This window comes from Pseudofrankia coriaricola (genome assembly GCF_001854805.1).
Taxonomy (GTDB): domain Bacteria; phylum Actinomycetota; class Actinomycetes; order Frankiales; family Frankiaceae; genus Pseudofrankia.
In genome coordinates, this window is the sequence record NZ_MBLO01000258.1 from 80,370 (window position 1) to 102,598 (window position 22,229).

Below are 22,229 nucleotides of genomic sequence, written 5' to 3' on the forward strand. Positions count from 1 at the left end.
AACCATAGCCGGCACATCGCGTGGCCGGCGGACGGAGGACCCGCCGGCCCCTCGTCCAACCGGCGTGTGTCCGAGGGGCCGGCGGGTGCCGGACGGGCGGGGCGGGCGCGCTAGCGGAGGGCCTCCGGCAGCACGCCGGCCTCACCGCCCAGGTCACCGGGGAAGATGATCGAGGTGCGGGCCAGGTTCCCGCCGTCGGTGGCAGGCAGGCACACCCCGGACATGTAGGCGGACTCGTCGCTGACCAGGAACAGCGCCGCGTTCGCGTTGTCGCGCAGCGACGGGGGCCGGTCGAGCTTGAGCGGGATCGAGGTCGCCCCCGGGTCCCAGGGCTGCATCTCCTCGTAGCTCTTGCCGAGCACCTCCGCGTCCGGCGGCATCGCGAAGTTGATGCTCATGCCGTGGGCCGGGCAGAGCGCGTTCGCGCGGATGCCGTAGGCGCCGAGCGACAGCGACATGCCCTTGACCAGCCCGTTTACGCCATGCTTGGCGGCGGCGTAGCCGGGGAAGCCCGGGTAGGCGACGAAGCCGGCCATCGACGAGACCGCCAGGATCGTGCCGCGGCGCTGCCGCTTCATCGCCGGTACCGCCGCGCGCGCCGCGAGGAACACCCCGGTGAGGTTCGTGGCGAGCATCGAGGTGAAGCCCTCGACGGAGATGTCCTCGAAGGCCTTCGTACCGAAGCCCTCCTCAGGCACCCCGGCCGAGCACATCAGGATGTCCAGCTGCCCGTAGGTGTCGACCGCCAGCGCGACCGCGTCGACGCACTCCTGCGCCTCGCGGACGTCGGTCTTCCCGCCGACGGCGACGCCGCCGGCCGCCACGACCTCGGCGACGACGCGGTCGGCCCGCGCCGGCACGAGATCGGTGACGATGACGTTCGCGCCCTCGGCGGCGAACAGCAGCGCGGACTCCCGCCCGAGGCCCGACCCGGCGCCGGTGATGAGCGCCGTCTTCCCCGCGAGCCGGCCGCTCACGCCCCAGCCCCCATCGGGAAGGCCGGGCTGGCGATGGTCTTGGCCTGCAGGTACTCGCGGAACCCGTCCTCGCCGTGCTCGCGGCCGACGCCGCTGATGCCGTAGCCCCCGAACGGGGTGTCCGGCGACAGGTAGAACGACGGCCCGATGTTGACCGTGCCGGCGGCCATCCGGTTCGCCAGCCACCAGGCCCGCTCCGGGTCGGAGGTCTGGATGTAGGACGACAGGCCATAGCGGGAGTTGTTCGCGACGCGGACGGCCTCCTCGTCGTCGCCGTCGTAGCGGACGATCGTGAGCACGGGTCCGAAGACCTCGTACTGTGCGATCTCGGAGTCCTCGTGGGCGTCCGCGACGACGGTCGGCTCATACCAGAAGCCCCGGCCACCCGTTGGGGACGCGCCGCGCCGCCCGCCGACAGTCACCCGCGCGCCGGCGGCGACGGCCCGGTCGACCAGGCCCTCCATGCGGGCGAGCTGCGCGGCGTTGATGATCGGGCCGACGAGGTTGCCCGGGTCGGCGGGGTCGCCCCAGGGCAGCGCCGCGACGGCCGCGGTCACCGCGTCGACGACCTCGTCGTAGCGCGAGGCGTGGACCACCATCCGGGTGGCCAGCGCGCAGCCCTGGCCGCTGTTGGCCATGCACATCCCGACCGAGACCGGGATCGCCACGGCCAGGTCGGCGTCGTCGAGGACGATGTTCGCCGATTTCCCGCCGAGTTCCAGGCACACCTTGCGGATGCCCACCGCGGCCCGCTCGTAGATCCGCTGCCCCACCTGGGGCGAGCCGGTGAAGTGGTACATGTCCACCCGCGGGTCTCCGGTGAGCGCCTCGCCGGCCGCCGCCTTGTCGCGCGAGCTGACGACGTTGAGCACGCCGGGCGGGAGCTCGGTGTGCTCGTGTGCCACCCGGGCGATGAAGGCGCCGGCGAGCGGCGTGTCCGGCGCGGTCTTGAGCACGATCGTGTTGCCGGTCGCGAGCGCGTGCTGGATCTTCCAGATGTTTGTCATGAACGGCGCGTTCCACGGCGTGATCGCGCCGACGACGCCGTAGGGCTCGTAGCGGACCCGGCGGTTGCTCGGCAGCCCCACACCCTGGTGCACACCGACGTCGGCCTCCCAGGGGAACCGGTCGATGAGGTCGTTGAAGAACGTCATGTCCTCGGTCATGACGTCGATGTGGTTGCCGATGTTGGAGACCGGGGTGCCGGCCTCGGCGACCTGCAGCCGCCTGGCCGCCGCGGCCTCCTTGCGCAGCCCTTCCTGCAGTTGGCGTAACACCCGCTGGCGGAAGGTGTGGTCCGCGCCCCAGGACGTCTCATCCGCGGCGCGACGGGCCGCGGTGACGGCGGCGGCGACGTCCTCGGCCTGGGCGTCGGCGGCGGTGCCGGCCAGCGTCTCGTCCGCCGGGTTGAGCACGTCGAACCGCCCGCCGGCCGCGGCTTCGCGGAACTGCCCGCCGACGTAGAGCCGACCCTCGGGCTCTGTGTCCAGCGCCATCGTCTTCTCCTCGGTCACATGCCGACAGGCCGTGGGGCTCCGAGCTGGCCAGCATCCGCCCCACTATCACTCAATTAGTTCTATGATTTAGCTGACTGCGCGGCAGTATGCCCCCCGCCGCGCGACACCGTCAAGGCGCCGGCAACCAAAGACCGGGACCACCCGGGATCTTGCGGCACATCACTTTACGATCTTGCGGCCCGTAAGCTCCGCGCTGTGAAGTCGTGCCGCCAGAAGGGAGATCACCATGGCGAAGATCTGGGCGAACTCGGGCGACTCACACGCGCTGGAGCCGCTTGACCTGTGGGAGCGGGCGCTGCCGGCGCGGTTGGCTGAGCGGGCGCCTCGGGTGGAGCGCAAGGACAACCGCGAGACGGTCTACGTGGACGGCCAGATCATGCGCCGCGACCCGCTGTCCTTCGCCGAGGCGATCCGCCCGCCGGGCGCCGAGGACGTCACGATCCGGCTCGTCGATCTGGACGACCAGGGGATCTGGGGCGAGGTCGTGTTCCCCTCGCGCGGCTTCTGGATCCACAACATGACCGACCCGGAGCTGGCCCGGGCGAGCGCGGCGGCCTACAACGACTGGGCCGCGGGCACGCTCATCGCCGCCAGTCCCCGGCTGCTGCCCGCCGCGATCACGTCCGTGCTGGACACCGGCGACGCGGTGGCCGAACTGGCCCGCGCCCGGGAGCTTGGCTTCCAGGCGGTGTACATGCCGGCCACTCCCCCGCCGGACCGGCCCTACAACTCCGAGGTCTGGGAGCCGCTCTGGGCCCTGGCCGACGAGTCGCGCACGCCGCTGTGCTTCCACATCGGCACCGGCATGATGCCCCAGGTCATCTCCCGCGGGCCCGGCGGCAGCGTCATCAACTACGTCGAGACCTTCTTCCCCGGGCAGCGGGTGGTGGCGCACCTGGTCGCCTCGGGCGCGCTCGACCGCCACCCGGGCCTGCGCATCTTCGTCGCCGAGGCCGGCGCCGCCTGGATTCCCGCGCTCGCCGACCGGATGGAGGAGGGCTACCGCCAGCACGACATGTTCGTCCGGCCCAAGCTCGCCCGGTCACCCCGCGAGATCGTCTACTCGCAGGTCTACACCTCGTTCCAGCACGACCCGAGCGCGCTGCTCGCCGTGAGCGCCCTCGGCTACGACAAGGTCATGTGGGGCAGCGACTACCCGCACCTCGAGGGCACGTTCCCCAACACCCAGAAGGTGCTGCACGAGCTGTTCGACGACGTCGACCCGGCGGTGCGCGACCGGGTGCTCGGCGGCGCGTTCGCCGAGCTGTTCGACGTCCCGCCGATGCCGGCCCAAGCCGCCTGAGACCCCGGTCGAGCGTCCCCCGACAACGGGGGGCCGCGTCCGGACGCGGTGGGCCAGGCCGCCAGCCCCGCGGCCTGGCCCATCCGCGACTCCACGGAGGCCGGGCAGTCGCCCGCCGCTGGGCTCGCCCCGGGCCACCACGAAACTCCCAATAGGCATATTATCTAACTAATAAACTGTTTGATCCTCCCGCCGCGCGCGCCAACCGGCGCCCGGGCCGGATGCCTCGAAGGGAGCACACATGACGACGACGGCGCCGACCGACGCCCCGCCGCTGGTGGTCGGGCAGACCTACGAGCAGATGACCGTCGGCACCACGTTCCGCACGCCGGCGCGCACGATCACCGAGACCGACCTGGTGCTGTTCCGCCAGCTCGTCGGCGTCACGGAGCCGCTGTTCATGGACTCCGAGCACGCCGCGTCCGCCGGGTACACCGGCCGGTTGTGTCCCGGGATGATGGTGTTCTCCTACGCTGAGGGCCTGGTCATCGGAACAAACGTGCTGCATGGCACCGGCATGGCCTTCATGCGGACCGACCTGTCGATCAGCGCGCCGGTCTACGTCGGCGACACCTTGACCGTCGTGGTCGAGGTGACCGAGTCCCGCCCCGCCAGCCGCGGGAACCGGGGCGTCGTCACGACCCGCAACACCGTGCTCAACCAGCGCGGCGAGACCGTCATGACCTACACCCCGGTCCGCCTCATCAAGGGCGGCGACGTCGGCTGACTGCCCGGGCCGGCGGCGCGACCGAGCGCCGCCGCCCCGCGCCCGTACCCGTACCCGTACGCGAGTAGTCCGCCTTCGACAGACCCGGCCGTGGCCACAGGCGTCTACGACGCGCCGGCCGCCTCCCGGCGGCGCAATAGGCCCTCCTGCGCGACGGTGGCGACCAACGCGCCGTCGCGGTCGAACACCCGGCCCTGTGTCATCGCCCTGCCGTGCCCCGTCCACGGGCTGACCTGCTCGAAGTAGAGCCAGTCGTCGGCCCGGCAGGGCTCGTGGAACCAGAGCGCGTGCCCCAGCGTCGTGCCGAAGAACGCGCCCACGCCGGCGAGCGCCTCCCCATGGGGCAGCAGGGCCGAACTCAGCAGGAACAGGTCGGAGGCGTAGGCCAGCGCGGCGGCGTGCAGCAGCTGGTCGTCGCCTAGCGGCCCGCGGCAACGCAGCCATACCGCCAGGCACGGCGGCTGCGGGCCGCGGCGCACTGACAGCGGCGGCGGCTCCGACAGGAAACGGACGTCGACCGGGTGGCTGCCCAGGAACGCGTGCGCCCAGCGCGCCGGGTCCTGGCCGGCGCCGTCGAACCAGCTCTCTGACGGGGCGAGCGCGTCCGGCGCCGGCACGTCGGGCGCGGGCAGCTGGTGGGCTAGCGCGCTCTCCCCGGCGTGGAACGAGGCCTCCATCCGCAACAGCACGGCCCCGTTCTGGGTCGCCCGCGCCGCGCGGGAGCTGAAGCTGCGCCCATCCTTGACCCGGTCCACCTCGTACTCGAGCGGCGACAAGGCCTGTCCTGGGCGTAGGAAGCCCGCGTACAGGCTGTTGACGGCCAGGCCCGGTTCGACGGTGCGGCCGGCGGCCACCAGCGCCTGCGCGAGGAGCAGGCCGCCGAAGACCCGGGTGCCCGACTGCGGCGGGCCTTCCGGGCCGGCGAACAGGTCGCCACCCGCGGGCCGCACGTCCAGCAGCGGGCCCAGGCGGCCAGAATGCTGGGCGGTCAGGGCGCACCTCTTCCACCGAGATAGCTGATCGATTCTTCGTGCCCCGGGCGCGGGCGGAGCCGGTGCGCGGGTCAGGCCACCGGCCGCGGGAACGGGGCCGGTGCGGCGTCGAGAACCGCGGCCGCGTCGAAATCCGCCGGCAGCGGCGGGAAGTCCGGCGGGCGCCGCTCGCGGAAGCTCGCGACCCCCTCGGCGAGCTCCGGGCGGGCGTTCATGTGGGCCATCGCCGCGAACGAGCGCCGCAGGCCCTCGTTGAAGTCGACGTCCAGGTCGGCGTACACCTGGCGGCGGATCACCGCGAGCGCGGTCGGCGCGCAGTTGACGGCAAGGTCCCGGGCGTAGACGCGCGCGTCGGCGAGCGCCTCGCCAGGCTCGGACAGCCGGCTGACCAGGCCGATCCGGTGGGCCTCCTCGGCGTCGAACGTGCGGGCCGACAGCAGCAGGTCCAGCGCGCGCTCGACGCCCACGAGGCGCGGCAGCACCCACGCCAGGTTGTACTCGGCGGACAGGCCGCGGCGGGCGAACGCGGTCGAGAACCGGGCGCCGCGGGCGGCGAACCGGACGTCGCACTGCAGGGCCTGGACGAGGCCGATCCCGGCACAGGCACCGTTGATCGCGCCGATCAGCGGCTTCGGGAACAGCCGGGGCGTGTACTGCGGCCGCCTGTCGGCCAGCCGCAGGCCGCCAGTGGCGACCGCGCCGAGCCTGCTCATCGCCAGCCCGGGGCAGAACGTACGCCCGGCCCCGGTGAGCACGACAACGCGCACGGCGGGGTCGACCGCGGCGGCGTCGAGGACGGCGAAGTAGGCGTTCTCCATGTCCGGCGACCAGCCGTTGCGGTTCTCGGGGTCGTCCAGGGTCACGACCGCCACCCCGGCGTCGTCGACCTCGTACCCCACGAGGCCCCGCGGCTCTCCCGCCTCAGCCGGCGCCTCCGCGGCCACCGCGGAGCCGGCCACGGGCACGGGCGGGGCGGAGCCGTCCGCGCTCATCGGCCCAGCCCAGCAAGCTCGACCGCCGGGTGGTCGGCGGGCAGTCCCTCGAAACGGGGCGCCCGGCGCTCCCGGAAGGAGGCGACGCCCTCGGCGTAGTCGACCCGGTCGCGGGCCTGCGTCAACAGTTCGTTCGAACGCAGCCGCGCCTCCTCGAGCGTCGCGGTCATGTCGAGCGACAGCTGGTTCTTGACCTGGGCCAGCGCCCAGGGCGCACAGTTGCGCGCCACGTCGCCTGCCCACGCGAGCGCGGCGGACAGCAGGTCGTCGGGCTCGACGCAGCGGTTGGCCAGGCCGAGGCGCGCCGCTTCCTCACCCCGCACCACCCGGCAGGACAGCAGCAGGTCCGCGGCGTGGCCGGCGCCGACGAGGCGGGGCAGCAGCCAGCTGACCGCGTCCTCGGAGCTCAGCGCGAGCCGGGTGAACGACGGCGTCCACTTCGCCCGCGCGGTGGTGAACCGCAGGTCCGCCATCAGCGCCTGCACGAACCCGATGCCGGCGCAGGCGCCGTCGACGGCCGCGACGACGGGCTTGGGCACGGTGCGGGCGTGGGTCTGCGGCCGGCGGGCCGGCCGCTGGTAGGTCGGGTCGGTCGACGCGCGGCGCAGGATGTCCATGTCCATGCCCGGACAGAACGTGCCGCCAGCGCCGGTGACCACGATGACCCGGACGGCCGGGTCCGCCGCGGCCTCGTCGAGCAGCGCGTAGTAGCGGGCCTCCATGTCGTATCCCCAGGCGTTGCGCCGGCCTGGGCGGTTCAACGTCAGGACGGCCACCCCGTCCGCCTGGACGTCGTAGAGGACGGTGTCCTCGGGCGCCACGGTCAGTTGGTCGAGCGTGCTCATGCCCTTCCGTTCCCGCCGGCCGGCGCGCCGATGGCGCCCGGCCGGCCCCCTGGGGCGCGGGCGCCGGCCGGGCGCGAAGCGGGCCGGAGCCGCGCCGATGGCGGACGTGCCCGTCCTCGGTGCGTGCGTTCAGCGGGACAGGATCGACACCGCTGACGCCCCCGGGGCGCCGTAGAGGTGGGTGTAGCCGACGCGCGGCGTGCCGCCGATCTGACGGTCGCCGGCGCGGCCCTGCAACTGCAGGACGATCTCGTACACCTGGCGCAGGCCGGAGGCGCCAATCGGCTCCCCGTTGGCGATCAGGCCGCCGTCGGTGTTGACCGGCAGCCGGCCCGTCAGCTCGGTGGCGCCCTCGGCGACCCATTTCTCCTGCTCGCCGTCCGCGCAGAAGCCGTTCTCGGCCATGTGGATGACCTCGGAGCCGGCGTCGGTGTCCTGCAGCTGCGCGACGTCGACGTCTCCCGGACCGATGCCCGCCGCCTCGTAGGCGGCGCGGGACGCGTCGACCGTCGGGCTCGGCGCCGCGTCCAGCGGCAGGGACGGGCTCTGCACCTCGAAGGCGCCCGCGCGGCGGCTGCGCAACTCCGCGGCCCGTACGTACACCGGCGCGGAGGTGTACCGGTGGGCGAGGTCCGCCCGGCACAGCACGAGCGCGGCCGCCCCCTCGTCCGGGCCGCAGTACATGTACCGGGTGAGCGGGTAGTTCACGATCTCGGAGTCGAGGATCTGCTCGGCCGTCATCGGGGTGCGCCGCCAGGCGTGCGGGGTGCGGGTGCCGTTGGCGAAGTTCTTCGCCGCGACCCGGGCCAGCGTCTCCCGCGTCACGCCGTACTGGTGCATGTAGCGGTTGATCTTCGTGCCGAAGAAGTGCGTCGTGAGGAACATCCCGGTCTGGCCGTACCAGGCCGGCAGGCCCATGGCCTCGGGGTCGCCGGCGAACGCGCCGCGGGGGTGCTTGTCCATCCCGATCGCCATCGCGACGTCGGCCTCGCCGTAGCGGATGGCCCGCGTCGCCATCTGCAGCGACGTCCCGCCGGTGGCGCAGCCGTTGAACACGCCGCGCACGGGGATGCCGGTCAGGCCCAGCAGGCCGACGACGGCGTCCGGGTTGGACACCTCGTAGCTGCCGACGAACGCGGTCTGGACGTCGGCCCAGTCGGCGCCCGCGTCGGCCAGCGCCGCGCGGGCCGCCTCCGCACCCATCTCCATGCACGGCTTCGCGCCGTACCGGCCGAACGGGAACAGCCCTACCCCGACGATCGCGACGTCCGCCGTGCTCATGCGTCACCATCCTGTTCCTGCTCGTCCGCGCCGCCGACCGGCATGAACGCGAAGGTCAGCACCTCGGTCCCGTCGGGGCGAGTCGTGTAGGGCACGACCGTCAGCTCCATCTCCTGGCCGATCGCGAGCTTCGCCGGGTCGGCCTCGGTGAGGCGGCCCTGGACGAGCAGCTCGCCTGGCAACTCGACATAGCCCAGCGCATACGGCGCGAACGTCTCCGCCGTGTCCTGACCGTCGTAGGGCGGGGACGGTGGTCGGAACTGCTGCGTGGTGAAGCTCCAGAGCGTGCCGCGGCGGCCGAGCAGGTGTTCCTGCTCGCCGGGTCGGGCGGGGAAGGAGATCACCCCGTCCCGCTCCGAGCCGATCAGCCGGGGTTCGTCGGACGGCCAGGTGAACAAGCCCCCGGCCACCGGTACCTGCGCAACCATAGGTTTGATAATAGCAAGAAGTTAACTAATTAGCAGCACTCAGGCGCTGGGCTCGGAGCCGACGACGCTGACGAACGAGACGCACTCACCCGGCCGGCCGCCGAGGTTGTGTGTGAGCGCCAGCGTCCGGCCAGCGTCCACCGAGGCGATCCGCCGCTCCGGCGGCGCCTCATGACGCAGCTGCAGCCAGCACTCGAACATCATCCGCAGGCCGCTGGCGCCGATCGGGTGGCCGAAGGCCTTCAGCCCGCCGTCCGGGTTGACCGGCAGGTCCCCGCCGAGCTCGTAGGTCCCGGCGAGGACCTCCTTCCAGCCGAAGCCGCGGTCGGCGAAGCCGAGGTCCTCCATCAGGACCAGCTCGGTGGGCGTGAAGCAGTCATGGACCTCGGCCAGCGCCAGTTCGCGGCGCGGGTCCGTCACCCCGGCCTGCCGGTAGGCGTCCCGCGCGCTCGCGACGACCTCGGGGAAGGTCGTGTAGTCGTAGGCCGGGTCGGACGTGCCGGTCGCCGGGCCCGCGACGAACGACAGGCCCTTCACGTAGATCGGCTTGTCGGTGTACCGGTGCGCGTCCTCGGCGCGGACCACGATCGCGGCGGCGCTGCCGTCGGAGACGCCGCTGCAGTCGAACACGCCCAGCGCCCCGGCGACCAGCGGCGCGGCGCACACCGTCTCGCGGCTGACCTCCTTGCGGAACTGCGCCCGCGGGTTGCGGGCGCCGTTGTGGTGGTTCTTCGACGCGATCCTGGCCAGCACATCCTTCAGCTCGGCGTCGTCGACGCCGTAGCGCCTGGCGTAGGCCGGCGCGAGCAGGCTGAACGCGGCCGGCGCCGTCAGGTCACTGCCCGTGCCGTCCCCGGGCACCGGGGTGGGCACGAGGCCGGAGAAACCCGAGTCCTTGAGCTTCTCGACGCCGATCGCCATCGCCATGTCATAGGCGCCGGACGCTACGGCGTAGCAGGCGTTGCGCAGCGCCTCCGAACCGGTCGCGCAGAAGTTCTCCAGGCGGGTGACCGGCTTGTTGTCCAGCCGCAGCGCCCGGGAGAGCGTCAGCCCGCTGGTGCCGGAGCCCATCGTGCCCAGCCAGTAGGCGTCGATGTCCTCGCGGGTCACCCCGGCGGACGTCATGGCGGCCGTGGACGACTCGATCAGCAGGTCGGAGACGCCCTTGTCCCAGTGCTCGCCGAAGGCCGTACAGCCCATCCCGACGATCGCGACGCGGTCGCGGATACCCGTTGACGCCATTGCTCAACGCTCCTTGGTGAAACGAACCGGCCGGGCCTTCCAGAAATAGTTGTGAATCCCGTTCCCGGCGGTGACCACGCGCCGGAAGGTCATCTCGACCCGCTGGCCGATGGCGACGTCGCCCGCGCTGTCGGTCAGCTCGCAGTCGGTGCGCCCACCGCCGTCGAAGTCGACGACCACGCCGACCAGCGGCGGGCTCGGGGTGTAGGCGAGGCGGTCGACGGTGAAGGTGGCGATCTTTGCGGGGGTGTCCGCCAGCGCGACCGGTGTCGCCTCGTCCACCGCCGCGCACTTCTTGCACACCCTGCCCGGGGGCAGCTGGACGTCGCCGCACGCGGTGCACTTCGACGCGACGAACCCGAACTTCCACGCGGCGCTCCGTAGCGACGGCGGCGCCGCCGGGGCGGCCGGGTCGGGGCGGCGCGGCGGCTCCCGGTCCAGGAAGCCCTTCCAGGTCAGGAACGAGGCGTACGGCAGCGTGTCGTTGCCGGCGGCCACCTGGTCGGCGACGCCGACGGCCGGCCGGCCCGCGGGCAGGGCGTCGGTCGCCCGCCAGACGGTCGCGGTCGCGCCGTCGGCGAGCACGACCAGGGCGATCGTCTGGCCGGGCTCGGCCCGGTCGAGCGCATCGGCGAGCAGCAGCCCGGCCTGCGCGGTCCCGGGGTTGCCGAGCGCATCGGTGAGGTCGGGCGCGAGCGCGTCGCGGCGGGCGCCGCAGCGGGCGGCGAACGCGCGGACCGCTCGGGCATGGGTGCCGGCGACGATCACGCGGTCGAGCTGGTCGGGCGTGAGGTCGGCGTCCTTGAGCGCGGCGGCGAACGCCTCGTGCGCGAGCGGCAGGTAGGCCTGCTCGCCGAAGCGCTCCTCCCACACGCGGGACGCGGACGCGCCGGGAACCCGCCACCGGTCGAGGAACTCCGCGGTGGCGCTGGCCTGGGCGAGCAGCTCGGCCAGCACCGGGGCGCCCGGCGTGTCCCGCCCGAGGAGCAGGGCCGACGCCGCGTCGCCGCCAGCCGTCTCGTCCTGCCCGCCGGGCAGGCCTGTGCGGGTGTCCGCCAGCACGACCAGCCCTGCCGCGCCGCCCGCCGCGGCGCCGGCGGCGGCGAGCAGGGCGCCGATGCCGCTGCGCACGGCGCCGCCGAAGTCCACCGCGAGCACGTCACGGCCGAGGCGGAGCGCCGCATGGACGACAGTGGCGTTGGACTTGTCGGCATAGGCGGGGTCAGTGGTGCTGAAGTACAGCGTCCCCGGCTCGTCGGCCCGCCCGCGCAGCGCGACACGCGCCGCCTCGACGCCGAGCGTGGTCGTGTCCTCGTCGTAGCTGGCCACCGCCCGGGTGCCCTTGCCGCCCCCGGTCCCCAGCGCCGCGGCGACCGCCGCGCGCGTCAGACGCCAGTACGGCACGTACGCGCCGTAGCCCGTAATTCCGACGGAGCTCGCCATGCGGCCTCCCACAAACGATCAGAACTGTCAGGTGGTCAGCTGGGCGGGGACGGCCAGCGCCGTCCCGGGCCCGGGGTCAGTACGAGCGCAGGCCCATGCTGCGGGCGATCGCGTTGCGCTGGATCTGGCTGGTGCCGCCGGAGATCGTCGCCACGATCGACTCCCGCCAGCGGAAGCTCATGACGCTCTCCGTCGAGAAACCGTGGCCAGCCAGGATCTGCATCCCCCAGCGGGCCGCCGACACATAGGTCTCGGAGCCCTTCAGCTTCGCCATCGCGCCCTCGCGGGTGCACGGCTCGCCGGCCGCGAGCAGGCACGCCGCGCGGTAGGACAGCAGCCGCGCCGCGTCGATCTCGGTCTGCAGGTCGGCCAGCGCGTGCGCGAGCGACTGGAACTCCCCGATCGGGCGGCCGAACGCCTGCCGCTCGCGCGCGTAGGCCAGCGCCTCGTCGAGCGTCGCCTGCGCGGTGCCGACATAGGCGGCGCTCATGAGGATCTTCTCGACGTCCAGGCCGGAGAGCATGACCCGCCAGCCGCCGTGGAGGGGGCCGACGAGGTTCTCCTTGGGGACTCGCACGTCGGTGAGGAACAGCTCGTTCGTGCCCAGGATGTGGCGGGCCAGCGTCGGCGTCCGGCGGATCTCCACACCGGGCGAGGCCGGGTCGACGAGCAGGAGGGACAGCCCGCGGTGGCGCGGTGCGTCCGGGTCGGTCCGCACGTACATCGCGATCACCGCGCCCGGCACGCCGGCGCCGGTGCACCAGGCCTTCTGCCCGTTGACGACGAAGTGGTCGCCGGCGTCCACCGCGGACGTGCGCAGCGCCGCCACGTCGGAGCCGACGTCGGGCTCGCTCATCGCCACGGCGAAGCGGGTTCGGCCGGCCATCATGTCGGCCAGGTAGCGCTCGTGCTGGGCAGCGCTGCCCCAGCGCAGCAGCGTCAGCCCCGGGATGAAGGTGCCCGCGTAGCACATCGCGATGTCGAGGCTGGCACGGCCGAGCTCCTCGGCCAGCAGACACAGCTCGACGATCCCGCCGTCGTCCCCGCCGAGCGCGGCGGGGAACGGCAGCGAGAGCCAGCCCAGCTCGGCCATCGCGGTGAACAGCTCGGCGGGGTACGTCCCCGCCTCGTCCCACGCCTTCGCCCGCTCAGGCGGGCACACCTTGGCCACGAACTCGCGTGCCGTCTCGCGCAGCAGGCGCTGCTCGTCAGTCAGTCCGAAGTCCATGTCCCCATCCCGGGTCACCATCCAGGGCTCGCGGTCCGTCGCCTCGCGGGCGTCGCGCAGGGGCGCGGCCCCGACATCCACGACTGGAGCTCGCACCCATCGAGATATTCGTTAGATAATTACACGATTTCAGATGTACAGCAAGGCGTGACCAGGCCGGACCCGAGGCCGCGAGCGCCGTCAACAGCCGGTGAAGACCGCCTTACCCGGGCCGCGCTGGAGAAACGAGGCCATGCCCTCGGCGCGGTCCTCCGTCGCGAACAGGCCGATGAAGTGGGCGCGTTCGATGGCCAGGCCGGTGTCCAGCGGAACCTCGAGGCCCTCGTCGACCGCGAGCTTGAGTGCCCGCAGGGCCAGCGCCGGGCCGGTTGCGAACGCCGCCGCCCTGGCGAGCGCCGCCTGGTAGACCTCCCCCACCGGGAGCACCGCGTCGACGAGACCGGTCGCGAGCGCCTCGTCGGCTCGCACCTGCCGGCCGGTGTACAGCAGGTCCTTGGCCACCGCCGGGCCGACGAGCCGGGCCAGCCGCTGGGTGCCGCCGCCGCACGGGATCGTGCCGAGGAGGACCTCGGGCAGTCCGAGCCGGACGTCCTGCGCCGCCATCCGGAAGTCGCAGGCGAGCGCGATCTCCAGGCCGCCGCCGAGCGCGAAGCCGGTCAGGGCGGCGATGGTCGGCTTGCCGATGCCGGCGACCGCGCCGAGCGTGGCCTGCAACTCCCCGACGTCCGCGACCATGCCAGCGAGGTCGGCCGCCGCGAGCTCCCGCACGTCGGCCCCGGCGGCGAAGCTCCTCTCCCCGCCGTACACGACCACCGCTCGAACGTCGCCGCGCCGGCCGGCCTCGGCCGCCGCCGCCGCGAGGCGCGTGCGCATCTCGGCATCCAGCGCGTTGACGGGCGGCCGGTCCAGCCGGATCGTGCCGACACCGCCGGCGACGTGCAGGCGGACGGAGGGCTGCGTCATCTCGGCTCCCATCAGGCGGCCGGGCCCTCGAGGCGCAGCGCGCGGCCGACGATCTCCTTCATGACCTCGTTACTGCCGGCATAGATGCGCTGGACCCGGCTGTCGCGCCACAGCCGCGCGATCTCGTACTCGTTCATGTAGCCGTAGCCGCCGAACAGCTGCAGGCAGCGGTCGACGACCTGGTTCTGGGTATCGGTCGTCCACTGCTTGAGCCCGGCGGCGTCCTCGGGCGAGAGGTCGCCGGCGAGGTGCTCCACCACGGCCTTGTCGACGTAGGCCTGGGCGACCTCGCACAGCGTCTTGACCTCGGCCAGCTCGAACCGGGTGTTCTGGAAGCCGCCCAGGGTCTGACCGAAGGCCTGGCGGGAGCGGACGTAGTCGACGGTCAGCCCGAGGGCGCGCCACATCACGCCGGTGGCGGCAACGCCCGCGCCGAGGCGCTCCTGCGGCAGGTTGCGCATCAGGTAGCCGAAGCCCCTGCCCTCCTCGCCGAGCAGGTTCGTCACCGGCACCCGCACGTCGCGGAAGAACAGCTCCGCGGTGTCCTGCGAGCGCTGGCCGACCTTGTCGAGGTGCCGGCCGCGCTCGAAGCCGGGCATGCCGTCCTCGACGACGAGCAGGCTCACGCCCTTGTGCCGCTGCGCCGGGTCGGTCTTGACCGCGACGACGGCCTTGTCGAGCAGCAGCCCGTTGGTGATGAACGCCTTCGTGCCGTTGACGACGTAGACGTCACCGTCGCGCAGCGCGGTGGCGCGGATCGAGGCGACGTCGCTGCCCGCGCCCGGCTCGCTGATGGCCAGGCCCCAGATGGTGTCGCCGGTGACCGAGCCTGGCAGCCAGCGGGCCTTCTGATCCTGGTTGGTCAGGTCGATCAGGTAGGGCGGCATGACGTCGTTCTGCAGGCCGAACCCGAGGCCGGCGCTGCCGGTCGCGTAGATCTCCTCGGCAAGCACCTGGGAGTAGCGGTAGTCCCGCACACCCTGGCCGCCGAACTCCTCGGGCGCCTCCCAGAGCAGCATCCCGGCGGCGCCGGCCCGCCGCCAGACGTCGCGGTCGACCTGGCCTGCCCGTTCCCACTCCTCGACCCGAGGTGCGCACTCCTTGACGAAGAACGACCGGCACAGGTCGCGGAACGCCTCGTGCTCCACCTCGAAGTGCCTGCGCTGCACGGTGTCCGCCTCCTGGGGATACACGGGGCCCCGACGGGGGCGGGTGGCGCGGGACACCATGAGCACCCCGGCGTCGGCCCTTCTGGCCGCACCCCGCGAGGTTCGATAAGATGCACTTGTAGTAATTAACTATCTCATTGCGGCTTCACTGGCACCAGTCCACCAGTCGGGCCGGAGTCGTACGGGCGTGAGCCCGGTCACCACCGCCCCACCTGTGACACGCGACCTGGAAGGACGGCCCGATGTCCGACCTGTACACGGACTTCCCCAGTCTTCGGCTTGAGCGGCCCGAGCCCGGCGTCCTCGAGCTCGTCTTCGACGGCCCCGGCCTGAACTCGGTGAGCCCCCGGATGCACCGCGACCTAGCCGAGGTCTGGCGGGTGATCGACCGGGATCCCGACACACAGGTGGTCGTGGTCCGCGGCGAGGGCCGCGGGTTCTCCGCCGGCGGCAGCTTCGACCTGCTCGCCGAGATGACCGGCGACTACTCCACCCGCACCCGGGTCATGCGCGAGGCCCGCGACCTCGTCTACAACGTCATCAACTGCTCGAAACCGATCGTGTCGGCCATCCACGGCCCGGCCGTCGGCGCGGGCCTGGTCGTCGGCGTCCTCGCCGACGTCTCGATCGCGGCCAAGACCGCCCGGATACTCGACGGCCACACCCGCCTGGGCGTGGCGGCGGGTGACCACGCGGTCATCAGCTGGCCGATCCTCGCCGGGATGGCCAAGGCGAAGTACTACCTGCTCACCAACGACACCCTCACCGGCGCCGAGGCCGAGCGGATCGGGCTCGTGTCGCTGGCCGTCGACGAGGCCGACCTGCGCGAGACCGCGCTCGGCGTCGCGCGCAAGCTGATGGCCGTCTCCCCCAGCGCGGTCCGCTGGACGAAGTACGCGCTGAACAACTGGTACCGCGCGATGGGCCCGAGCTTCGACGCGTCGTTGGCGCTGGAGTTCTACGGCTTCGGTGGGCCCGATCCGGTCGAGGGCATGGCGGCGATCCAGGAGAAGCGCCCCGCGCGGTTCACCGGCGCGACCGGCGACGACGACACCCCGCCGGCCAGCTGAGCCGGCCATGACGACCACGTCCGAAGGGCGCCCCGGCCCGTCCGGCGCCGGCCAGGGTGGCGCCGGGCCAGGTCGCCAGGTCCGCGTGCCCAAGGCCGGGGAGCTGGTCGCGAGCCAGGTACGCGGGAGGATCGTGCGAGGCGAGCTCGCCGAGGGCACCATGCTCCCGTCGGAGTCGGTCCTGATGACGCAGTTCGGCGTCTCCCGGCCGACGCTGCGCGAAGGATTTCGCATGCTCGAGGCCGAGGGCCTCATCACCGTGCTGCGCGGGTCCCGTGGTGGCGCCCGGGTCCAGGTGCCCAGCCCCGCGGCGCTCGCCCGTCAGGCGGGCGCCGTGCTGCAGCACCGCCGAGCCCGGCTGAAGGACGTCTTCGAGATCCGCACGCTGCTGGAGGGCCAGGCCGCGGCCCGGCTCGCGGCGGCCCGTACCGCGGCGAAGGTGGCCCGGATCGAGGAGCTGCTCGCCGCGGAGGCACACGCGCACGACGCCGGCCGCCACAACGACTTCCTCACCGCCGACCAGGACCTACACCTGGGCCTGGTGGAGCTCGCGGACAGCCCCACCCTCAGCCTGCTGGTGCGGATGCTCTACGCCGTCGTCGAGACGGCCAATGTCTCGTCGACGTCCGTCGCGCCGCCGGACACCCATGCCGCCCTGCGCGAGCGCACCCACCGGAGCCACCGGAGGCTGGTCACGCTGTTGCGGGACGGGACGGCCGGCGAGGTCGAGGCCTACTGGACCCGCCACCTGGAGTCGGTGAGCACGTTCCTGCTCACGGGCATCCCGGCCGAGACCGCCGTCGACCTGATGAGCTGAGCGACCGCACCCCCTAGCAAGACCGCCAAGCAAGCACGATGATTTAGCGCTATCGGAGGCGGTCGCCGGCCGGGTGGGCAGCCAGCTGGCACCCGGCCCGGACACGGCGGCCGCATTCCGACGCAGACGACGCGGGAGGACCCAGGATGAGGTTCATCGTCGCCGACGAGCAGCCGCCACGGCTCTTACTGGAGGCGGCCGCCGCCTACTCGACCCACTGCTGCGCGGGAGTGCTCGACCTGCGGCGCGACCGGGCCGGCTACTGGCAGGCGACGCTCATCCACGAGCTCGACTGCCTGGACCCCGATGTGGCGCCGCGGACCGGGGAGCCCGCACGCGACGGCGAGCCGGTGGCCGCCCACCGGGCCGACCGGGCCGCGCGCCCCCCGTCGCGGCGGCCCGCCGCCCGGCCCGCCCGGATCGGACGCCGTCGCGGCCGCGCCACCGGGCCGGGCTGACAGTCAGGACGGGGGCCACATCACCCACCCAAATTAGATAAATAATCTATCTTTATCTCATGGACCTGCGCTATCCGCCCGACGTCGAGGCCTTCCGCGCCGAGGTGCGCGCCATCCTCGCCGAGGAACTCCCGGCGGACTTCGCCGGCCTCGGCGCGATCGAGGACCGGACCGCCGCGGAGGATTTCGTCGAGAGCTGGCGGGCGACGCTGTACCGACGCGGGCTGCTCGGGGTCACCTGGCCCGTCGAGTACGGCGGCCGAGGCCTTTCCCGACTGCACCAGGTCGCCCTCGTCGAGGAGCTGGCCCGCGCCGGCGTCCCCTATGGGGCGCCGTACGACACCTATGCGATCAAGATGCTGGGCTCGACCCTGCTGCGCTTCGGCACACCCGCGCAGAAGGAGCGGTTCCTGCCCCGGATCCTGTCCGGCGAGGAGCACTGGTGCCAGGGCTACTCCGAGCCCGAGGCCGGCTCCGACCTCGCCGCGCTGCGCACCCGGGCCCATCTCGAGGGCGACGAGTGGGTCGTCACCGGGCAGAAGATCTGGACGTCGCACGCCTTCCACGCCGGCTGGATCTTCATGCTCGCCCGCACCGACCCCGATGCCGCGCGCAACCGCGGGATCAGCTTCCTGCTCGTCCCGATCCACCAGCCCGGCATCGAGATCCGGCGCATCCGCCAGATGACCGGCGAGAGCGAGTTCTGCGAGGTCTTCGTCACCGAGGCGCGCACGGCCGCCGAGAACGTCGTCGGCGCGCCCGGTGAAGGCTGGAAGGTGGCGACCGCGCTGCTGGGCCACGAGCGCGGCGAGGAGGCCGCCACCAACCCGATCCTGTTCCGCTCCGAGCTCGACCGGCTGATCCGGCTGGCCCAGCAGGACGGCAAGGCCGGCGACCCGGTGGTCCGCCAGCGGCTCGCCGACGCCGTCGCCCGGGTCGAGGTCATGCGCCACCTGGGCTACCGGATCCTCACCGGCCTGGCCCGGGGCGGCGAGCTGGCCGCGACGGCGTCGGTCGCCAAGCTGTACTGGAGCGAGTACCACCAGCGGGTGACGGACCTGGCCGAGGACATCCTCGGCCTCCGGGGGCAGGTGCTCCAGGGCCGCCCGCCGCTGCGGGCCTACCGGGCCGACGACCCGGGCGTGCCGTCCAGCTCGACCGCCTCGTGGGCGGGTGCCTGGATGGCGGCGCGCTCCGGCACCATCTACGCCGGCGCCTCCGAGATCCAGCGCAACATCATCGCCGAGACGATCCTAGGCCTGCCCCGCGAGCCCCGCCCGACCTGAGCGGAAAGACGAGGTGGGGCGACCCTGGGGACCGCAAGAGCGGGCACGCCACCGCGGGTGAGTCCAACCAGGAGTTCGGTTCCCGTAACGGGGCGGACACCGGATCGTCGCGGCAGTCACCGCCAGGGCGGACGAACGGAGGCGAACGCTTATCGCCATCTTCCCCAGTTGGCGGTTGTTGGGCGCCACTTTCCGTGCCGACGAGCGAGGCGGTTGCGTCACCGTCTGATCATCAAGCCGCCGACGCTCGGTGCGCCCGACTCCTCACAATGCAAGGGCGCCTTCCGCGGCACCCACAGGAACCCCTTAAGTGCGGCCTGGTCGTCCACCGGCAGCCGGTCCGGATAGAGGAACCGGCGCCCCCACGCGGGGGCCAGCGGCGCCAGATGTCTGCACAACTCCTCGCCAAGCACCTCGTCGCGCTCGGCACCAACCTAACCACGGCGACATGCCCGTTCTGGGGTAACACACCGCAGCTGACCGGTCTCTGTGGACGAGGTCAAAGTTACGTTCCGATGTCGCCGAAGTATCCCGGATGGGGTCCGCTCAGCGGACCACGGGCATTGCTGCGACGGTGAGGGCGCGGCTATACCTCTGTGAACTCCGGCAAACAGCCAGGTTGACCGGCGGCACCCTAGCGGACGGGGTAATGGTGAGTGACCTCAACAACGTGGTGAGAGCGGACGACGCGGCGCGGTCCGGCGGGCTTCGCATCGTGTTCCGGGACCTCGGCATCGGCTTTGGCGGCTATCAGGCGGTCAGCGGCATCAACCTCGAGATCGAAGACAGCGAATTTGTCTGCCTGCTAGGCCCCAGCGGCTGCGGAAAGTCGACTTTGCTCATGGCGCTCGCCGGGTTTGTCGCACCCAACCGCGGCTCTATCCGACTGGGCGACAGCGAGGTGACCGGCCCCAACCCGGAGTGCGGCGTGGTGTTCCAGGGCACTGAGGCGCTGTTCGACTGGCTGACGGTCCGGCGGAACGTGGCGTTCGGCCCGCGGATGCGCGGCGTGCCGCGTGCCCGGCAACGGGAGATCGTCGACGAGTTTCTCGGACTGGTGGGCCTACGGCACACCGCCGACCACTTCCCGAACCAGCTGTCGGGTGGCATGCGGCAACGGGTCCAGCTCGCGCGGGTACTGGCCAACCAGCCCCGGGTGGTGTTGATGGATGAGCCGTTTGGGGCCCTGGACGCGCAGACCCGGGAGGTCATGCAGGGGGAACTGGACCGGATCTGGCAGACCCACCGCAGCACCGTCGTGTTCGTCACCCACGACATCGACGAGGCGATCCTGCTGGCCGACCGGGTGGTCGTGATGTCGGCCGGCCCGGAAGCCCGGATCAAGAGCAGCTACCGAGTGGAGCTGCCCCGTCCCCGCCAGGAGGACAGTGCCGCCTTCACGGACCTGCGCCGCCGCCTGCGCCAGGACATCGGCGACGAGGTGCGCGCCTCGCTGCGGGTGCAGGGCGCGGATATTGAAGGAGCGGCGGCATGACCGACATGGCACGCAGCACGGTCAGCCTGGCGCCATCGAGAACCCGTCCGCGCGGCGGTGGCCACGTCATATTGCGGGCGGCGGCGCCCACCGTCCTGACCGTGTTGCTCGGGCTGGGTGTCTGGGAACTGGTCGCCTGGTGGTACGGCCCGGCCCTGGCCGCCACCCCGGCGCAGACCCTGCGGGCGGGCGTGGATCTTGCACGGGACGGAACCCTCGGCGACGCCGTACTCGCCTCGGTCCGCCGCATCCTGCTGGGCTGGGGGCTCGGGGTGGTCGTTGGCGCCCCGATCGGCATCCTGATGGCGCGGGTCGCGACGATCCGGCGGCTGCTCGACCCTTACATCGAGTTCTTTCGCTTCGTCCCGCCGATCGCCTTCGTCACGCTGACCATCGTGTGGTTCGGCATCGGCGAGACGTCGAAGATCGTGCTGATCTTCTATACGTCGGTCTTCATCGTCACCATCAACACGATCGCCGGCGTGCTGGCGATCGACGAGTCAAAACTTCGGGCCGCCGTGAGCCTCGGGGCCAACCGCTGGCAGGTGTTGCACGCCGTCGTGTTGCCCGCGACAGTGCCGCACATTGTCACCGGCGCGCGGCTGGCCATGGGCAACAGCTTCCTGACCATCGTGTCCGCTGAAATCGTGGCCGCGGACAACGGCATCGGCGCTCTGATCTGGCAGTCCCGCAACTACGGCCGGGTGGACTGGATCTTCCTTGGCATTATCGTCCTCGGCGTGCTCGGATTTACCTGCGACCGTTTGATCCGCATCGTGGCCGGCCGCCTGTTGCGGCGTTACGGCGTGAAGGTGTGACTTCGCCGCCACACGCCGGCGGCCTACCTGTTGTCCCCACTGCGGCGTCGCGGTGAGCCATCCCCACTGAAGGGCAGTTTGTCATGTTTCGCGAGAATTTCGAGCCGCGGAGCCGCCCGCCGCGGGCGGCCCGGTCCGGTCGACTCTACCTGACGGCGGTTATCGGATTGGCGGCCACGCTCGTGCTGGCGCTGAGCGGTTGTGGTCGCCCAGCCTCCGGATCCAGCGACGCGCAGCCCCTGGTCCGGATCGCGGTCGGGGTGGACGCCGCCTTTGCGCCCTTCTACGTCGCCAAGCAGGAGGGCCTGTTCACCAAGGCCGGCCTCAATGTCGAGCTCACCCAGACCGAGGGTGGGCCGGCGCCCACCCAGACCGTGATCGCCGGCGCCGCCCAGCTCGCCGGCAACTCCGACGCCACGATCCTTCCGCTGATGGCCAAGGCGCCCGACCTCCGGGCGGTGGCGGTGTTCCAGGAGTCGTCGAAGTACCTCAAAGTAGTGCTCGGCAAGGGGATCACCGACCCGCATCAGATCAAGAAGATGGCGGTCGCGCCCGGGCTGTTGACCCTGTCCACCGTGCGTTACCTGGAGAGCAAGGGGATCGACCGTGCCTCGGTTCAGTTCGTCAAGGCCGGGCCGCCGGACTTCCCGACGCTGCTCAGCAAGGGCGAGGTGGACGGCTACGTGGCCTTCGATCCCTGGGTGACCCGAGGAGTCGAGGCCGGTGGCCATGTCACCGAGACGATTGGCGACTTCGGCGTGAAGTACGTCCAGTGGATCGTGGCCGATCGGACGTGGCTGGACGCGCACACGGACCTCGCCACAAAGATCATCAAGGTGATCGGGGAGGCGAGCGAGATTGTCACCACGCAGCCACAGCGCGCCGCTGACGCCACCGAGAAGGAAGTGAAGATCCCAGCCGACCAGACAGTCAAGGTGCTGCCAGAGATTACCTTCGCGGTCCGCGACTTTACCAACGAGGACCTGGTGAGCTCCCGCGAGATCGTGACCTTCTTCCAGCAGGAGAAGCTGATGGACTCGTCGCCTGACATCGACCGGGCAATCCTCAAGGGCTGGTTCACCAAGAATTCGACCTGATCTGATCTGGGCGGTACCGGCCCGGTCGCCCGCGCCCGGAGCGAACCGGGCCGGTTGTCCCCGACAAGACAGGATCCGGAG

At 72.0% G+C, this 22,229-nt stretch carries 21 protein-coding genes; 9 read left to right on the top strand and 12 right to left on the bottom strand.

The annotated features are described in order from the left end of the window. Positions 1-110: 110 nt before the first annotated feature. Both BCD48_RS37885 and BCD48_RS37890 read right to left on the bottom strand, forming a co-directional pair. Entirely contained in the window at positions 111-977 is an 867-nt protein-coding gene (locus BCD48_RS37885) for an SDR family NAD(P)-dependent oxidoreductase (RefSeq protein WP_071053210.1), read from the bottom strand. Beyond that, entirely contained in the window at positions 974-2,473 is a 1,500-nt protein-coding gene (locus BCD48_RS37890) for an aldehyde dehydrogenase family protein (RefSeq protein WP_071053211.1), read from the bottom strand. The genes BCD48_RS37885 and BCD48_RS37890 overlap by 4 nt, the downstream gene beginning before the upstream one ends. Before the next feature lie 247 nt (positions 2,474-2,720). Here BCD48_RS37890 and BCD48_RS37895 point away from each other — a divergent pair, with 247 nt between their 5' ends. Both BCD48_RS37895 and BCD48_RS37900 read left to right on the top strand, forming a co-directional pair. Then, positions 2,721-3,797, top strand: a complete 1,077-nt coding sequence (locus BCD48_RS37895; RefSeq protein ID WP_071053212.1) for an amidohydrolase family protein — start codon at positions 2,721-2,723, stop codon at positions 3,795-3,797. 241 nt (positions 3,798-4,038) lie between these two features. Next, positions 4,039-4,524, top strand: a complete 486-nt coding sequence (locus BCD48_RS37900; RefSeq protein ID WP_071053213.1) for a MaoC family dehydratase — start codon at positions 4,039-4,041, stop codon at positions 4,522-4,524. A gap of 104 nt (positions 4,525-4,628) precedes the next feature. Here BCD48_RS37900 and BCD48_RS51735 read toward each other — a convergent pair whose 3' ends face one another. The 10 genes from BCD48_RS51735 to BCD48_RS37950 all read right to left on the bottom strand — a co-directional run bounded on the left by BCD48_RS51735 (position 4,629) and on the right by BCD48_RS37950 (position 15,107). Then, on the bottom strand, positions 4,629-5,474 hold the full coding sequence (locus tag BCD48_RS51735) for an acyl-CoA thioesterase (protein ID WP_157910613.1): 846 nt from the start codon (positions 5,472-5,474) through the stop codon (positions 4,629-4,631). A 113-nt stretch (positions 5,475-5,587) separates the two neighbouring features. After that, a complete protein-coding gene (locus BCD48_RS37910) occupies positions 5,588-6,508 on the bottom strand; it encodes an enoyl-CoA hydratase-related protein (protein WP_083419808.1) in 921 nt (306 codons plus the stop codon). Next, complete coding sequence (locus tag BCD48_RS37915) at positions 6,505-7,353, bottom strand: enoyl-CoA hydratase-related protein (RefSeq protein WP_071053214.1); 849 nt, start codon at positions 7,351-7,353, stop codon at positions 6,505-6,507. Before BCD48_RS37915 ends, BCD48_RS37910 begins: the two co-directional genes overlap by 4 nt. Before the next feature lie 129 nt (positions 7,354-7,482). Beyond that, on the bottom strand, positions 7,483-8,634 hold the full coding sequence (locus BCD48_RS37920) for a thiolase family protein (RefSeq protein ID WP_071053215.1): 1,152 nt from the start codon (positions 8,632-8,634) through the stop codon (positions 7,483-7,485). Further along, the gene (locus BCD48_RS37925; protein WP_241842313.1) at positions 8,631-9,044 is read right to left on the bottom strand and encodes a Zn-ribbon domain-containing OB-fold protein; all 414 of its coding nucleotides are present in this window, start codon (positions 9,042-9,044) and stop codon (positions 8,631-8,633) included. Before BCD48_RS37925 ends, BCD48_RS37920 begins: the two co-directional genes overlap by 4 nt. Positions 9,045-9,101: 57 nt before the next feature. After that, positions 9,102-10,304, bottom strand: a complete 1,203-nt coding sequence (locus tag BCD48_RS37930) for an acetyl-CoA acetyltransferase (RefSeq protein WP_071053217.1) — start codon at positions 10,302-10,304, stop codon at positions 9,102-9,104. A 3-nt stretch (positions 10,305-10,307) separates the two neighbouring features. Next, the gene (locus tag BCD48_RS37935; RefSeq protein ID WP_071053218.1) at positions 10,308-11,747 is read right to left on the bottom strand and encodes an OB-fold domain-containing protein; all 1,440 of its coding nucleotides are present in this window, start codon (positions 11,745-11,747) and stop codon (positions 10,308-10,310) included. A gap of 76 nt (positions 11,748-11,823) precedes the next feature. Continuing rightward, positions 11,824-13,056, bottom strand: a complete 1,233-nt coding sequence (locus BCD48_RS37940; protein WP_241842314.1) for an acyl-CoA dehydrogenase family protein — start codon at positions 13,054-13,056, stop codon at positions 11,824-11,826. Between the two features lie 99 nt (positions 13,057-13,155). Next, complete coding sequence (locus tag BCD48_RS37945) at positions 13,156-13,938, bottom strand: enoyl-CoA hydratase/isomerase family protein (RefSeq protein ID WP_071053266.1); 783 nt, start codon at positions 13,936-13,938, stop codon at positions 13,156-13,158. 11 nt (positions 13,939-13,949) lie between these two features. After that, positions 13,950-15,107, bottom strand: a complete 1,158-nt coding sequence (locus BCD48_RS37950) for an acyl-CoA dehydrogenase family protein (RefSeq protein ID WP_071053267.1) — start codon at positions 15,105-15,107, stop codon at positions 13,950-13,952. Positions 15,108-15,349: 242 nt separating this feature from the next. On the opposite strand from BCD48_RS37950, the gene BCD48_RS37955 reads away from it, so the two are divergent. The 7 genes from BCD48_RS37955 to BCD48_RS37990 all read left to right on the top strand — a co-directional run bounded on the left by BCD48_RS37955 (position 15,350) and on the right by BCD48_RS37990 (position 22,148). Beyond that, the gene (locus tag BCD48_RS37955) at positions 15,350-16,177 is read left to right on the top strand and encodes an enoyl-CoA hydratase/isomerase family protein (RefSeq protein ID WP_071053219.1); all 828 of its coding nucleotides are present in this window, start codon (positions 15,350-15,352) and stop codon (positions 16,175-16,177) included. Positions 16,178-16,184: 7 nt separating this feature from the next. After that, on the top strand, positions 16,185-16,994 hold the full coding sequence (locus BCD48_RS37960; protein WP_083419810.1) for a FadR/GntR family transcriptional regulator: 810 nt from the start codon (positions 16,185-16,187) through the stop codon (positions 16,992-16,994). 146 nt (positions 16,995-17,140) lie between these two features. Then, positions 17,141-17,452, top strand: coding sequence for a hypothetical protein (locus BCD48_RS37965; RefSeq protein WP_071053220.1), 312 nt, complete (start codon positions 17,141-17,143; stop codon positions 17,450-17,452). A gap of 59 nt (positions 17,453-17,511) precedes the next feature. After that, on the top strand, positions 17,512-18,738 hold the full coding sequence (locus BCD48_RS37970; RefSeq protein WP_071053221.1) for an acyl-CoA dehydrogenase family protein: 1,227 nt from the start codon (positions 17,512-17,514) through the stop codon (positions 18,736-18,738). Positions 18,739-19,387: 649 nt separating this feature from the next. Next, on the top strand, positions 19,388-20,233 hold the full coding sequence (locus BCD48_RS37980; protein ID WP_071053223.1) for an ABC transporter ATP-binding protein: 846 nt from the start codon (positions 19,388-19,390) through the stop codon (positions 20,231-20,233). Beyond that, positions 20,230-21,051, top strand: coding sequence for an ABC transporter permease (locus BCD48_RS37985; protein ID WP_071053224.1), 822 nt, complete (start codon positions 20,230-20,232; stop codon positions 21,049-21,051). The genes BCD48_RS37980 and BCD48_RS37985 overlap by 4 nt, the downstream gene beginning before the upstream one ends. A gap of 167 nt (positions 21,052-21,218) precedes the next feature. Further along, positions 21,219-22,148: an ABC transporter substrate-binding protein gene (locus tag BCD48_RS37990; RefSeq protein WP_157910614.1), complete on the top strand. Its 930-nt coding sequence runs from the start codon at positions 21,219-21,221 to the stop codon at positions 22,146-22,148. Positions 22,149-22,229 lie beyond the last annotated feature (81 nt).